Origin of the sequence: Brevibacterium linens ATCC 9172 (assembly GCF_900169165.1) — a bacterium.
GTDB classification, from domain to species: Bacteria; Actinomycetota; Actinomycetes; order Actinomycetales; family Brevibacteriaceae; genus Brevibacterium; species Brevibacterium linens.
In genome coordinates, this window is the sequence record NZ_FXYY01000014.1 from 1 (window position 1) to 14,424 (window position 14,424).

The window sequence follows — 14,424 nt, forward strand, 5'->3', positions numbered from 1 at the left end:
CGACGGGACCAGCGAGTCAACGTCTGGTGTTCTTCATCGGTGAGGATCAGTTCAGCTTTCGGACGACCGGTGCGAGGCATACTCCATTCTACAACTTCTTACACGAATTTACGGCGCAGGACACTAGGCTGAAGACATGGCAGCTCTGTACGACCACCCCACACCCGATCGTTTCGTCGTCGGCACAATCGGACTTCCCGGCGAGAGGACGTTCCTCCTCCAAGCGAAATCCGGCACCGCGCTCACGACCGTGGTCGTCGAGAAGGAACAGGTCGAGATCCTCTCCGACCGGATCACCGAACTGCTCGACATGGTGATGATCAAGGACCCGGCCGCTCGGGTGCCGCAGACGGCGCTCGACGATCTCATCGACAACGCGGGACTCAACGTTCCCATCGAACCGGAGTTCCGTGTCGGCACGATGAGCCTGGGCTGGGATACCGTCAAACACGAACTCGTCATCGAGTGCTTCGAACTCACCGAGGCGGACGCCCAGGCCGGAACCTCTGCCGACCCCGATGACGACGAGGTCGAACGAGAGGTCCTGCGCATCGTCCTCGACGCCGCCGCCGCCCGCGAGTTCGCCCGGCGCGGCGAACAGGTCATCAGTGCCGGACGCGGAGACTGCCCGTTCTGCTCCCTCCCGCTCGAACCCGACGGCCACCTGTGCCCCCGGGCCAACGGGATCCCGCGCGCCTGATCGGTGATGGACCACGGGTTTGTCCTCGACGCACTGGCTGCGGGGGAGTGGACGGAGATGGGCGCGATCCCACGCGCCAGCAATGACACCCGGCTGCTCGTGCTCGAACACGCGGGCCGGGCGATCAAGGCCGTCTACAAACCGATCTCCGGCGAACGGCCCCTGATCGACTTCCCGGAGCAGACCCTGGCTCTGCGCGAGGTCGCTGCCTACCGGCTGTCGTCCGCGCTCGATCTGGGAGTGGTCCCGCCGACGGTGCTGCGCGACGATCTGCCGGCCGGCCGCGGATCCCTGCAGGCCTACGTCGAAGCCTCTGACGATGACGAAGCGGTGACCCTGTCGACGGTCAGCGCGATCCCCGTCGACCACACCCCGATCTTCGCCCTGCGCACCGAAGACGGCCGCGACCTCGTGCTCTCCCACTCCGTCGACGGTGCCCTGCGCACCATCGCCTTCTTCGACCTGCTGGCCAACAACGCCGACCGCAAAGCCGGCCATGTCATCACCGGCAGCACGCTGCCGAGCACCGCCGCGTCCGACATCGGCGTCTTCGGCATCGACAACGGGCTGACCTTCCACCGGGAGGAGAAGCTGCGCACCGTGCTGTGGGGTTTCTCTCGCACCTCGTTCTGCGCCGAAGAGATCGATGCTCTGCAGGAAGTCGCCGCCATGGGCGAAACGCTGCGGACGCAGCTGAACGACTGCCTGTCGGCCGACGAGATCCAGGCCCTGGAAGACCGGGCGAACCGGCTTCTCGCCGCCGAGTTCTTCCCCGAAGCACCTGACGATCGCACCGTCATTCCCTGGCCGCCGATCTGAAAGCGGTATCACGTCAACCCGGAAGTGCCGAACGCCTGCCTCTCGGTTAGGCTGGGTGCCGTGAAGTCATGGCCCGAACCTCAACTGCCCCGTCTGACCAGCACCGGCAAGGTGCCCACGGTGTTCGATACGAGCACCCGCAGCCCGCGCCGACTGCGCGGATCCGAGCAGACCGCTCGACTCTACGTCTGCGGCATCACCCCCTACGATGCGACGCACCTCGGGCACGCCGCCACCTATGTGGCCTTCGATCTGCTCAACCGGATCTGGCGCGACGCGGGCCTCGAGGTCGACTACGCCCAGAACACCACTGATGTCGACGACCCTCTGCTGGAGCGCGCCGACGCCACGGGAGCCGACTGGCGCGAACTCGCTGCCTCCCAGATCCAGCTCTTCCGTGAAGACATGGAAGCCCTGCGGGTGATCCCGCCGGCCAGCTTCATCGGCGTCGTCGAATCCGTCGACGAGATCGCCGCCGGAGTCCGCGACCTCGTGGACAGGGGAGCCGCCTACACCCTCGACAACGGTGACGTCTACTATCGGGTGTCGACACAGATCACTCCGCCGTTCGGCACCGTCAGCCATGATGATGCCGAGACCATGGCCGCACTGTCGGCCGAACGCGGCGGAGACCCCGAGACCCCGGGCAAAGAGGATCCCATCGACCCGCTGCTGTGGAGGGCCGAACGCGAAGGCGAACCGTCCTGGGACGGCGGAGCACTGGGCCGGGGACGTCCGGGTTGGCATATCGAATGCACAGTCATCGCCGATCGGTACCTCGGCTTCCCCGTCGATGTGCAGGGAGGCGGCAGCGACCTCATCTTCCCGCACCACGAGATGAGCGCCGCCCACGCCTCGGCTTGGCGGGACACGCCGATGGCGAAGACCTATATGCACACCGGGATGGTCGGCCTCGACGGCGAGAAGATGAGCAAGTCCAAGGGCAACCTCGTCCTCGTCTCGAAGCTGCGTGAACGCGGAGTCGACCCCATGGCCATCCGCACCGTGATCCTGTCCAACCACTATCGCAGCGACTGGAGCTTCACCGACGAGCAGCTGTCCATCGCCGAGGCGCGCCTGCGATCATGGAGGCATGCGGCCAAATGCGAATCCGAATGTCGCCAGGGTCTGCGCGAGCACATCATCGGTCTGCTGCGGGAAGCACTCACCGATGACCTCGACAGCCCGCGAGCTCTGGGGATCCTCGACGAATGGGCCGAACACTATGCGGACTCCGAACCCTCGGAGACCGCGGCGCTCAGCGGAGACCGCGTCGCCGACGCCGTCGATGCCCTCCTGGGCATCCGCCTGCTGGACTGATATCACTCGACCGACATCGCTCGGCCCTCACCGCCTGAACGCCGAATGAGCGTGGTTCACTTATCGCGGCCGCGTTTGCGCAGATAGCGTTCGAACTCGGCCGCGATGGCGTCTCCGCTGGCCTCCGGCAGGTCCGCCGAATCGTTCTGCTTCTCCAACGCCTTGACGAGCTCTGCCAGCCGCGGGTTGAAGGAGACGAGTTCGTCGGCACCGAGTTCCCAGGCCCGGCTCTCCTCCTCGAGCACATGGATGTCGATCTCGATGCCGACATAGCGTTCGACCGCCTTCGCCAGGGCGAGCTCGGCCTTCGGCGACGGAGACTCTGCGAGATAGTCCGGCACGCCCACCCACAGGTTGATCGCCCTGATTCCGCGCCAGCGGCAGGCGACTGCGAGAAGTCCGAGAATGCCGATGGGCCCCTCATAGCCGTTGACGTCGATGCCGAGCCCGGACGCGAGCTCAGCGTCCTCCGTGTTGGCCACGACTGGCAGGGGCCGCGTATGCGGAACCTCGGCATGGAGCCCACCGAGGAGGACGACGGTATCGTCGTCACCGACGTGCGCGAGAATGAGGGTGAGGAACTCCCGCCATTTCAGCCCCGGTTCGTGCCCCTGGATGACCGTGATCGGCAACTCGCCGAGGCGGCCCCGATGCACCGCGACACCCGGCCAGGCGATCGACGCCGTTCCGGCCTCATCGCGGATGATCTCGGGTTCGGAGAAACGGAATTCGTAGAACCCATCGGTGTCGAGGATTTCGGAATCGTCCAGGTGCCAGACCTCGATGAGATCCTTGGCCAGCGAACTCGCCGCTTCGGAAGCATCGGCATCCTGACCTTCGAAGGCGATGAAGACGAGTGCCCCGGACCCGGATGGAAGAATACTCATGGTTCCAGACTACGCTGGGCCTATGACGAACCACGCATCAGCCGACCCTTCCGCCGTCCTGTGGGACATGGACGGAACCCTCGTCGACACCGAGCCGTATTGGATCCGCGCCGAGACCGAACTCATGAACGCCCACGGGCTGTCCTGGTCGGAGGAGCAGGGGCTCGAATTCGTCGGCAACGAGCTGATCGTCTCCGCTCGAATGATGCGCGAGGCCGGTCTCGACCTGCCCGCCGAGGAGATCGTCGAGACCCTGATGGGCAACGTCATCGAACAGATCCGAGCATCCGTGCCGTTCCGGCCCGGTGCGCTGGAGCTGCTGGCCGAGCTCAAGGCCGAGGGCATCCCGAACGTCATGGTCACGATGTCTTACAGACCACTGGCCGAGGCGGTCATCTCCAGCTGTCCGCCGAACAGCTTCGCCGGTCTCGTCTCCGGCGATGAGGTCTCCGCCGGCAAACCGGATCCCGAGCCGTATCTGCGCGGAGCCGCCCTGCTCGGCCTCGACCCGGCCGACTGCGTGGCCCTGGAGGATTCGAAGCCGGGTCTGGCCAGTGCCGAGGCGGCGGGAACCATTGCCATCGGGATCCCGCATTTCGTCGACCTCGAGCCCCGTCCGGGCCGGATCCTGTGGGACAGCCTCGAAGGCCGCGGAGTCGCCGACCTGCGACGCCTGCATGCTCAGCAGAGCGCCTGAACCCTAAGCCCCGACGATCTTCGTGATCTCCGGGGTCGGGGGAGCGGTATTGCCCCAGGCCGGGCACAGCGGCTTGAACGTGCACCAATTGCACAGCGGTGACTTCTTCGGCCGCCACCGATCCGACTCGGCCGAGGCGATGATGTCGTTCCAGATGGCATCGATCTCGAACTGCGTCTGTTCGACCTCGGCCATCGTCGGGTGGGATTTCAGCACACTGCGCGAACCCAGGTACATCAGCTGCAGAGTGTGGACGAGTTCGCCGGAGAGGCGGTAGACGACGAGAGCGTAGAAGCCCATCTGAAACTTCGCCTCCCGCCCGTACTGAGGCTTCGGCTGCTTGCCCGTCTTGTAGTCGACGAGCCGCCGCTCGCCACCCGGGGCGACGTCGACCCGGTCGATGAAGCCGCGCAGTTCGAGACCGTTGTCGAGTGTCGTCCGCACGAACTTCTCCGTCTCCTCCGGTTCGAGATGTTCCGGATACTCGAGCACGAAGTAGGAATCGATGAGCCGACGCGCCGATGTGAAGAACGTCTCCTTCTCGGCGTCGTCCCCGAAGATCTCGAGCACCTCCGGATCCTTCTCGACGAGTTCCTCCCACGCCGGCACGAGCATCGTCTGCGCGAGTTCGGCCGTGCGTTCGCCTGCCGGTGCGGTGAAGAGTTTCTCGAGCACCGAATGGACGACCGTGCCGCGGAACGCCGCCTGCGAAGGCGGCTCCGGCAGCTTGTCGATGCTGCGGAAGCGGAACTTCAGAGGGCATTGGATGAAGTCGTTGGCCCGGGAGGGCGAGAGACTGATGAGCTCGGCCATAACTCCACTGTAACGACCTGCCCGGACACGACGTGGCGACCAGCGGTCGGAGCGTGGTCGCTGTTAGGCTGAGTAACCGACCCTCAGTGGTCCGCTGACCACGACATCGACCGGAGGAACCCCTTCAATGGCCGCGAAAAACCACCACCCCGGTGCGTCATCGGGTCTGCGCTTGGGCACCGTCCTCGGCGCTCCGGTGATTCTGGCGTGGTCGTGGTTCCTCGCCGCCATCGTGATCACCATCCTCTTCACACCGTGGCTCAACCAGGTCCGACCGGATCTGGGCATCGGGGCCTGGTTCGTCGCCTTCGCCTATGCCGTGCTCCTCTTCGCCTCCGTCTTCCTCCACGAACTCGCTCACGGCGTCGCCGGCCAGTTCTACGGGCAGAAGGTCGCCGCGATCGAGCTGAACATCTGGGGCGGGTTCACCCGGTTCGAACCGCAGATGGACAACCCGCGTGACAAAGCGGCGATGACGAGCTTCGTCATCTCGATCGTGGGCCCCATCGTCAACATCGTTCTGGCCCTGCTGGGATGGTGGTGCCTCAGTGCCGCCAGCCCCACCTCGGTGCCGTGGCTGCTGCTCATCGCCGTCACCTTCGCCAACGTCGCCCTCGGCGCCATCAACCTGCTGCCGGGCATCCCGCTCGACGGCGGCTGGGCGCTGCAGGCGATCATGTGGCGCATCACCGGGTCACAGTTTCTGGGCACGATCGTGGCCAGCTGGGTCGGCCGCATCATCGCCGTCGGCTTCATCGGCTGGTCGGTGATCACCCCGCTGCTGGCCGGCGAACGACCCGACCCGCTGACCGTCGCCTGGATGTCACTCATCGCGATCATGCTGTGGTTCTCCGCCGGAGATGCCGCGACCCACGCCAAACGGGCCCGGAAGATGGAGACCTACGACCTCTCCCAGGTCATCCAACCGGCGATCGCGGCCACCTGGGACGCCGACCTGGCCGACACCCTCGACTATGCGAACACGCTTGGGAACGCGAAGGAGCGCACACTCATCGTCGTCCTCGACCAGAAGGGCCTGCCGTACGGTCTCGTCGACCGACACGCCGCAGCGGGCCGGCTCGCCGAGACCCTGGACGCCGTTCCCGCCGGTGAGGTCGCCCGGCCCCTGGCCGGATGGATCGGCGTGCCCAAGGACATCACCGCCCCGCACCTGCTCGAATCGCTCACACATCGACCCAAGGCGCAGTTCAGCCTGGTCATGGACGGCAACACCCTGATCGGAGTCATCGACCTGCAGGAGTTCTTCGACGAGCTGCTCGCAGCCTGAACCGGTTGTGTGAGGCATTCCTTACCAGCGTAGAGTGGACACATCATGACTCAGCCACTCCATTCCCGGCCCCCGCGCGTTCTGGGCGCCGGAGAGAAGGTCCAACTCACCGACCCCAAGGGGCGGATGCACACCTTCGTGCTCGCCCCGGGTGAGCACTTCCACACGAACAAGGGGCTCATCAGCCACGACGACATCATCGGGCGCACAGAAGGAATCATCGTCGCGAACACCGGGGGAATCGACTTCCAGGTCTTCCGCCCACGCTACGAAGACTTCGTGCTCTCGATGCCCCGTGGCGCCGCAGTCGTCTACCCGAAGGATTCGGGACTCATCGTCACCCTCGGCGATATCTTTCCCGGGGCCACGGTCGTCGAAGCCGGCGTCGGATCCGGAGCCCTGTCGATGGCGCTGCTGCGAGCCGTGGGCCCGAACGGGTCCGTCCACTCGTTTGAACTGCGTGAGGAGTTCGCGACGATCGCGGCCGGCAACATCGCCGACTTCTTCGACGGCGAACCGGACAACTGGGCGGTCACCGTCGGCGATCTCGCGCAGACCCTGCCGCAGACGTTCGGCCCCGGCAGCGTCGACCGCGTCGTCCTCGACATGCTCACCCCCTGGAACACGCTCGAGGCGGTCAGCGAAGCCCTGACACCCGGGGGAATCGTCATCGCCTACGTCGCCACCGTCCCGCAGCTCTCCCGCTTCGTCGAAGCCCTGCGCGCCACCGGCAGGTTCGCCGAACCCGAGTCCATGGAGGCCATGGTCCGCGGTTGGCACGTCGACGGACTCGCCGTCCGCCCCGACCACCGGATGATCGCCCACACCGGGTTCCTCATCATGGCCCGCCGGATGGCCGACGGCATCAGCCCGCTGGAGAAGAAGAAACGTCCTCAGGGGGCCACCGCGGCCGCCGAGGATGTGGCGGCGTGGACGGAACCGGAAGTCACCGAGGCGGCCATCGGCACCCGCACCGCACACGGGAAGAAGCTGCGCCGGGTGATGCGAGAGGCCGGCAGACGCCTGCGCACCGAGCCCGGAGGCTCCGCAGAGGCGCAGCCCACAGATGTCACAGACAGCCCGACCGGCACCAGCACAGGGCCGAAGGAGGATCGATGACGGAGACCACGACCGAAGTGAGGAAGCTGCGCGAGGACACCGCGTCCCTGCGCCAGCAGCTCTACACAGCGGGAAAACGCAATGAGGCACTGTCGAAGACTCTGCGCACGGCCCGTGATGAGCTCGGCCGGATCAAGGAGGAGGCCAGGCGCCTGACTGAGCCGCCGAACAACTGGGGCACACTCATCGCGCTCGGCGAGAACGCGGTGACTGCCGATGTCATCGTCGGCGGCCGCCGGATGCGTGTGGCCGTCGCCCCCGAGATAGAGCCCGAGAGTCTGCGAGCCGGAGCCGACGTTCTGCTGTCCGAAGGTCTCGTCATCATCGGCACCGGCGACTTCCCACCCGTGGGATCGGTCGTCAACGTCCGCGAATTCGTCGATTCCCAGCGGATCCTCGTCGGAGCCCCCGGCGATGACGAACAGGTCTTCACCCTCGCCGCCGATCTCGTCGACGCAGGACTGCGCGTCGGCGACGCCGTCGTCGTCGACACCCGCACCCATTACGCCCTGCAGGTCGTCGAGAAGCCCGAGGTCTCCTCGCTGCTGCTCGAAGAGGTCCCCGACATCACCTACTCGGACATCGGCGGACTGGCAGACCAGATCGAGCAGATCAAGGATGCCGTCGAACTGCCCTTCGAACATCCCGAGCTCTACACCGAGCACGGACTCAAACCGCCCAAGGGCATCCTGCTCTACGGGCCGCCCGGCTGCGGAAAGACGCTCATCGCGAAGGCCGTGGCGAATTCCCTGGCCGATCGCACGGGGACGGTCCGCACGAGCAAGACCTACTTCCTCAACATCAAAGGTCCGGAGCTGCTGGACAAATACGTCGGCGAGACCGAACGCCAGCTGCGCCTGATCTTCGCCCGAGCGCGAGAGAAAGCCTCAGCCGGGTTCCCCGTCGTGGTGTTCTTCGATGAGATGGAATCACTGTTCCGCACACGCGGCACCGGCAAGTCCTCGGACGTGGAGACGACGATCGTCCCACAGCTGCTCACCGAGATCGACGGCGTCGAGCAGCTCGACAACGTCATCGTCATCGGCGCCTCGAACCGTGAGGATCTCATCGACCCCGCGATCCTGCGCCCTGGCCGACTCGATGTGAAGATCCGCATCGAACGCCCCGACGCCGAGGCGGCCCGCGACATCTTCGAGAAGTATCTGACCGCCGAGCTGCCGCTGCACTCGAGCGTGCTCGCCGGCCACGATACCCCCGCCGAGGCAGTCTCGGCACTCATCGACAGCTGCGTCGAACGGATGTTCGCCGAGACCCCGGAGAACGAGTTCGTCGAGGTCAGCTACGCCGACGGTTCGAAGGAAGTCCTTCACTTCTCTGCGTTCGCCTCCGGGGCGATGATCCACAACATCGTCGACCGGGCGAAGAAGGCGGCGATCAAGTCGCTGCTCGACACCGGCGAACGCGGTCTGCGCACCGGGCACTTCGAGGATGCGATCGCCGAAGAGTTCAGCGAACACGAAGACCTGCCGAACACGACGAACCCCGACGAATGGGCACGGATCTCCGGGCGAAAGGGAGAGCGCGTCACCCATCTGCGGATGATGCACCTCGACACGACGAGGGGAGCCCCGACCGTGCCGTACGAGACCGAGATCGCCGAGGTGCGGCCGAATTCCGATCTCGTCTGAATCGGGTAGAGCAGCGCTCAGCGGCCGCGTCTGCGGCGGCCGGAACCGCCGGAGACGGCCGTGGCGATGAGACGCCAGCCGACCAGGGTGATGAGATTGAGCGAGGTCGCGACGATCATGAAGCTCACCGGCACCGAACCCGGATCGCCGCCGGCACCGGTGATTCCGCGCAGAACGAGTCCGACGAGGACCGTGATCGCCCAGACGCCGGTGCCCGTGGCCAGCGGAGCGATCGGTCGATCCCAGACGGCCGTGAGCAGCCAGGCGATGACGAGGGCTGCCACGAACGGCCACGCTGTGGTCATCAGCCCCTGCGGATCGAAATTGTGAGAATGTGTGTAATGACCGACGATCGTGAACAGAACCACGAGAACGAGGTCGACGATCAGGGCGATGGGGAGATGAGATTTCTTCGTTGCCACGTCCCCGAGTCTAGACCGTGGAGGAGAAGCAGATGCTCAGAGTCGGACGCGTCATGGGAGCCGAGACGGAGTTCGGCCTCAGCCAGCCGGGCAACCCGCGGGCGAACCCGATGCGGGACTCGGCTCGTGTCGTCGACGCCTATGCCGGGCCGCGCGGACTGAAGTCGTCCCAGAACTTCTGGGACTTCGCCACCGAGTCTCCGCTGGCCGACGCTCGCGGCTTCTTCATGAACATCGCCGATGCGGACGTCTCGCAGCTGACCCATCTCCCGCAGGACGATGTCGAAGCCCAGTACCTGGCCAACGTCGTCACGGAGAACGGCGCCCGCTACTACGTCGACCACGCTCATCCCGAATACTCCTCCCCGGAAGTGCTCACCCCACGCGATATCGTCACCTTCGACCGGGCCGGCGACCTCGTCGCCCTCGAGTCGGTGCGGACCCTGGAGAAGAGCGCGGAACCGGTCAATCTGTACAAGAACAACACTGATTCCAAGGGAGCCTCCTACGGCACCCATGAGAACTACCTCGTCGACCGGTCCACCGACTTCGACGACCTCGTGGCCGGCCTCGTCCCCTTCTTCGTCACCCGGCAGATCCTGTGCGGATCGGGACGGGTCGGCATCGGCCGCGAGGGCGAGGGCAAGGGGTTTCAGATCTCATCCCGTGCGGACTTCTTCGAAGCCGAGGTGGGACTCGAGACGACCCTGCGGCGTCCGATCGTCAACACTCGTGACGAACCGCACGCCGATCCCGCGAAGTACCGTCGGCTGCACGTCATCATCGGCGACGCCACGTTGGCGGAGCCCGCCACGTTCGTCCGCTTCGGCTCGACCTCCCTCGTCCTCGGCCTCATCGAGGCGGGGCTGGCACCGCGGATCGAACTCGCCGATGCCCTGCAGTCGCTGTGGGACGTCAGCCACGACCTCAGCCTGACCACCCCGCTGCCGCTGACCGACGGGACGACGGCAACGGCGCTCGAGATCCAAGAGGCCTTCTACTCAGCCTGCCTCGAACACGCAGACCCCGACGATGCCGAGACGAGTCAGGTGCTCGCCGAGTGGCGCCGGTTCCTCGACGGACTCTCGACCGACCCGAAGACTCTCGCCGACTCCATCGACTGGGTCGCCAAGTGGGTGCTGCTCGAGAGCTACCGAACACGGGAGGACATCGACTGGGACCATCCGAAGCTGGCCCTCATCGACGTCCAGTACCACGATGTGCGCCCGGAGAAGGGGCTCTTCCACAAGCTCGAACGTGCCGGGCGCATCCGCCGGATGACCACCGACGCCGAGGTCGAAGCCGCCGTGGTCAACGCTCCCGACGGGACCCGGGCGTTCCTGCGCTCCGTGGCGGTCAGCCGCCTCGGGGAGGATCTCGTGGCCGCGAGCTGGGATTCGCTCGTGGTCAACGCGGAATCCTTCGGGGTAGTGCGTCTGCCCATGCACGAACCCCTCAAGGGCACCCGGGAGCTGCTCGCCGATCGGGTGGAGGGAATCGCGACCGCCGAGGGCCTGCTGAAGGCACTCGGAGTGGATAGACTGAATTCGAAGAACTTCTGAAGGAGTGTGAGATGAGCTCGCAGGAACAGGTCCAGAGAGACAAATCGTCCGGTGGGGGAGATGCCCCCGTCGATCCGCCGGAGGCCGTGCAAGGACAGATCAACACTCAGAACGTCGATTCCATCCTCGACGAGATCGACGGTGTGCTCGAGTCGAACGCGGAGGAGTTCGTCAAGAACTTCGTGCAGAAGGGCGGCCAATGAGATGGCAGGATTCCCTCCTGCATTCTTGAGTTCGACGAGCAACTCGTTCGTCGAACTCGCCCGCTCCCTGGCGCCCGAAGCGCTGCCGCATCCCGGAACCCGAGATCTGGCCGACCAGTCCCCGGAGGGCACGACGATCATCTGCTTCCGCACCGCCGGCGGAATCCTCATGGCCGGTGACCGGAGGGCGACGATCGGCAACCTCATCGCCTCGCATTCGATGGAGAAGGTCAAAGCCGCCGATGACTACTCCGTCATCGGCATCGCCGGCACTGCCGCTGTCGCCCTCGACCTCATCCGGCTTTTCCAACTCGAACTCGAACACTACGAGAAGATCGAAGGCGCCCGCCTGTCGCTCAACGGCAAAGCCAACCGACTCGCGGCGATGCTGCGCGGAAACCTCGGCCTGGCGATGCAGGGACTGACCGTCGTCCCGCTGTTCGCCGGAGTCGACGAATCGCGACCCCAGGGCCAGATCTTCAGCTTCGACGTCACCGGCGGAAAGTACGAAGAGCACCGGTTCCATTCCATCGGCTCCGGTTCCGGCTTCGCCCGCGGGGCACTGAAGAAGCTGTGGCGGGCCGATCTCGACCAGGAGCAGGCGATCTCCGTGGCCGTCGAAGCTCTCTTCGACGCCTCCGACGACGATTCGGCGACGGGCGGACCGGACTTCGTCCGCCAGATCGCCCCGACGATCGTCACCGTCGACCTCGAGAACGGGGTCACCGAGGTCGATTCGGCCACCGTCTTGGACACCGCCACCGAGGTCGTCGCCCGCCGCACGGCCACCGCTCGGTGATGAGTGCGGCACAGCCACCGCGAAAGGATCGTCGATGAGTCAGGCACCGTTCTACGTCTCGCCCGAACAGCTGATGAAGGATCGGGCGGACTTCGCCCGCAAGGGCATCGCCCGCGGCCGCTCCGTGGTCGTCATGCGCTTCGACGCCGGAATCCTGCTGCTGGCGGAGAACCCGTCACCGACGCTGCACAAGATCGCTGAGATCTACGACCGGATCGGCTTCGCCGCCGTCGGCAAGTACAACGAATTCGAGACCCTCCGTCAGGCCGGAGTCCGCTATGCCGATCTGCGCGGATACTCCTATGACCGCACCGACGTCACCGCTCGTGGACTGAGCAACGCGTACGCGCAGACGCTGGCAGGAGTCTTCACGACCGAGTCGAAGCCCTTCGAGGTCGAACTGGTCGTCGCCGAACTCGGACTCACCCCCGAGACCGACCAGCTCTACAGGCTCAGCTACGACGGCTCCGTCATCGACGAGACCGAACATGTGGCCATCGGCGGTCAGGCCGATGCGATCACGGCATCTCTGGCAGGGGTGCGCAGCTCGCAGATGAGTCTGTGCGAGGTGTTCAACCACGGTGCCGCCGCTTTGGCCGCCGCAACCCAGGCGAGCCTGGCCACCGACGCACTCGAGGCCGCCGTCCTCGATCGCACGACGTCGAAGCAGCGGACGTTCCGCCGCCTCGACGATGCGGCGATGAGCGAACTGCGGGAGGACTGAATGGCACGCATCTACGGGCTCGAAACCGAATACGGACTCGCCCACACCGCCGATCCCGAGGGGCGGCGCATCGGCCCTGAGGAGATCGCCCGCTACCTCTTCCGCCCCGTCGTCGAATGGGGTCGGTCGTCGAACGTGTTCCTGCCCAACGGGTCGCGCCTCTACCTCGACGTCGGCTCCCACCCGGAGTACGCGACGGCCGAGTGCGATGACTTGGGCGACCTGCTCGCCCAGGATCGGGCCGGCGAAGGTCTGATGATCGACCTGCTGGACAAGGCGCAGGCCGCCCTCGACGCCGACGGCATCGGCGGACGTGTGCACATGGTCAAGAACAACACGGATGCGGCAGGGAACTCCTACGGCTCGCACGAGAACTTCCTCATCCGCCGCACCCTCGACTTCAACCGTCTGACCACGGTGCTGCTGCCCTTCCTCGTCACCCGGCAGCTGCTCGTCGGTGCCGGAGCCGTGATCCCGCGCCGTTCGGCCTTCACCCCCGATGAGGAAGCCGACCGGTCGGAGATGATGTTCGGTCTCTCCGCCCGATCCGATGTCATGTGGGAGGGACTGTCGTCGGCGACGACGCGGTCGCGTCCGATCATCAACGCCCGCGACGAACCGCACGCCGATGCGGAGAAGTACCGGCGGCTGCACGTCATCGTCGGTGATTCCTCGATGTCGACAGCCACCTCGGCGCTCAAGATCGGTTCCGCCGTTCTTATGCTCGACCTCATCGAACAGGGGGCGCGGATCCCGGAAAACGGGCTGCGCCACCCGGTGCGCGATATCCGCCTCGTCGCCCGCGATCTCACGGGACGGGTCGTGCTCGAACGCACGGACGGAACCACGACGACGCCGCTGGGACTGCTCGCCGACTACCGGGACCGGGCACAGCGGATCGTGGAATCCGGGGAGCACAGCCTCGGCGACGACGAACTCGCCCACTACATCATCGACCTGTGGACGCGGATGCTCACCGCCGTCGAATCGCAGGACTTCTCGACCGTGGACACGGAGATCGACTGGGTGATGAAACGCACCCTCATCGAACGGTCCATGCAGCGCGGAATCACCGATATCACCGATGCACGCATCCATCGCCTCGACATCGCCTTCCACGACATCACACCCGCAACGGGACTGTTTCCCAAGCTCGAAGCCGCCGGAATGGCGAAGATCCTCGTCCCCGCCGAGGCGGCCGAACGGGCGAAGGACACACCGCCTGCGAGCACACGGGCGGCGATCCGCGGTGAATTCGTCCGCGCGGCCCATGCCGCCCGACGCGACTACACCGTCGACTGGGTGCACCTGCGTCTCAACGACGAATCCGGTCGAGCAGTCGCACTCAAGGACCCGTTCGCCACGACGCACCCGCAGGCGGAAACACTCATCGCAGGCCTGTAAGATCGCCCTGTGATCCGG

15 protein-coding genes are annotated in these 14,424 nt (G+C 65.7%); 12 read left to right on the top strand and 3 right to left on the bottom strand.

Features of this window, described 5'->3' with window-relative positions:
* Window positions 1-136: 136 nt before the first annotated feature.
* The 3 genes from BLIN9172_RS11300 to mshC are packed head-to-tail and all read left to right on the top strand — an operon-like array spanning window position 137 to window position 2,839.
* Entirely contained in the window at window positions 137-700 is a 564-nt protein-coding gene (locus BLIN9172_RS11300) for a DUF3090 family protein (RefSeq protein WP_101555186.1), read from the top strand.
* 6 nt (window positions 701-706) lie between these two features.
* Entirely contained in the window at window positions 707-1,519 is an 813-nt protein-coding gene (locus BLIN9172_RS11305) for an SCO1664 family protein (protein ID WP_101555187.1), read from the top strand.
* Window positions 1,520-1,579: 60 nt separating this feature from the next.
* Entirely contained in the window at window positions 1,580-2,839 is a 1,260-nt protein-coding gene (gene mshC / locus BLIN9172_RS11310) for a cysteine--1-D-myo-inosityl 2-amino-2-deoxy-alpha-D-glucopyranoside ligase (RefSeq protein ID WP_025778380.1), read from the top strand.
* Window positions 2,840-2,895: 56 nt separating this feature from the next.
* Here the strand turns inward: mshC and BLIN9172_RS11315 are convergent, their stop codons facing one another.
* Window positions 2,896-3,726, bottom strand: coding sequence for a proteasome assembly chaperone family protein (locus BLIN9172_RS11315; RefSeq protein ID WP_101555188.1), 831 nt, complete (start codon window positions 3,724-3,726; stop codon window positions 2,896-2,898).
* 22 nt (window positions 3,727-3,748) lie between these two features.
* Between BLIN9172_RS11315 and BLIN9172_RS11320 the strand changes: the two genes are divergently transcribed.
* The gene (locus BLIN9172_RS11320) at window positions 3,749-4,423 is read left to right on the top strand and encodes an HAD family hydrolase (protein ID WP_101555189.1); all 675 of its coding nucleotides are present in this window, start codon (window positions 3,749-3,751) and stop codon (window positions 4,421-4,423) included.
* A gap of 3 nt (window positions 4,424-4,426) precedes the next feature.
* Here BLIN9172_RS11320 and BLIN9172_RS11325 read toward each other — a convergent pair whose 3' ends face one another.
* Window positions 4,427-5,236, bottom strand: coding sequence for a RecB family exonuclease (locus tag BLIN9172_RS11325; RefSeq protein WP_101555190.1), 810 nt, complete (start codon window positions 5,234-5,236; stop codon window positions 4,427-4,429).
* A 127-nt stretch (window positions 5,237-5,363) separates the two neighbouring features.
* Between BLIN9172_RS11325 and BLIN9172_RS11330 the strand changes: the two genes are divergently transcribed.
* From BLIN9172_RS11330 to arc, 3 genes are read left to right on the top strand one after another with little or no spacing between them, the layout of a single operon-like run.
* Window positions 5,364-6,524, top strand: a complete 1,161-nt coding sequence (locus BLIN9172_RS11330; protein ID WP_025778376.1) for a site-2 protease family protein — start codon at window positions 5,364-5,366, stop codon at window positions 6,522-6,524.
* Window positions 6,525-6,569: 45 nt separating this feature from the next.
* The gene (locus BLIN9172_RS11335; protein WP_101555191.1) at window positions 6,570-7,643 is read left to right on the top strand and encodes a tRNA (adenine-N1)-methyltransferase; all 1,074 of its coding nucleotides are present in this window, start codon (window positions 6,570-6,572) and stop codon (window positions 7,641-7,643) included.
* Complete coding sequence (arc, locus tag BLIN9172_RS11340; protein WP_101555192.1) at window positions 7,640-9,292, top strand: proteasome ATPase; 1,653 nt, start codon at window positions 7,640-7,642, stop codon at window positions 9,290-9,292. The genes BLIN9172_RS11335 and arc overlap by 4 nt, the downstream gene beginning before the upstream one ends.
* A 17-nt stretch (window positions 9,293-9,309) precedes the next feature.
* Here the strand turns inward: arc and BLIN9172_RS11345 are convergent, their stop codons facing one another.
* A complete protein-coding gene (locus tag BLIN9172_RS11345) occupies window positions 9,310-9,714 on the bottom strand; it encodes a DUF3054 domain-containing protein (RefSeq protein ID WP_101555193.1) in 405 nt (134 codons plus the stop codon).
* A gap of 32 nt (window positions 9,715-9,746) precedes the next feature.
* Here BLIN9172_RS11345 and dop point away from each other — a divergent pair, with 32 nt between their 5' ends.
* From dop to pafA, 5 genes are read left to right on the top strand one after another with little or no spacing between them, the layout of a single operon-like run.
* Window positions 9,747-11,276 carry a depupylase/deamidase Dop gene (gene dop, locus BLIN9172_RS11350; RefSeq protein WP_101555246.1) on the top strand — a complete coding sequence of 510 codons (1,530 nt, stop codon included), beginning with the start codon at window positions 9,747-9,749 and terminating at the stop codon, window positions 11,274-11,276.
* An 11-nt stretch (window positions 11,277-11,287) separates the two neighbouring features.
* Window positions 11,288-11,479, top strand: a complete 192-nt coding sequence (locus tag BLIN9172_RS11355) for a ubiquitin-like protein Pup (RefSeq protein ID WP_025778371.1) — start codon at window positions 11,288-11,290, stop codon at window positions 11,477-11,479.
* 1 nt (window position 11,480) lies between these two features.
* Window positions 11,481-12,278: a proteasome subunit beta gene (prcB, locus tag BLIN9172_RS11360; protein ID WP_101555194.1), complete on the top strand. Its 798-nt coding sequence runs from the start codon at window positions 11,481-11,483 to the stop codon at window positions 12,276-12,278.
* Window positions 12,279-12,312: 34 nt separating this feature from the next.
* Window positions 12,313-13,002 carry a proteasome subunit alpha gene (gene prcA, locus BLIN9172_RS11365; protein WP_101555195.1) on the top strand — a complete coding sequence of 230 codons (690 nt, stop codon included), beginning with the start codon at window positions 12,313-12,315 and terminating at the stop codon, window positions 13,000-13,002.
* Window positions 13,003-14,406 (top strand): Pup--protein ligase, encoded by a 1,404-nt coding sequence (pafA, locus tag BLIN9172_RS11370; RefSeq protein ID WP_101555196.1) that lies wholly within the window; start codon window positions 13,003-13,005, stop codon window positions 14,404-14,406.
* Window positions 14,407-14,424: the final 18 nt, after the last annotated feature.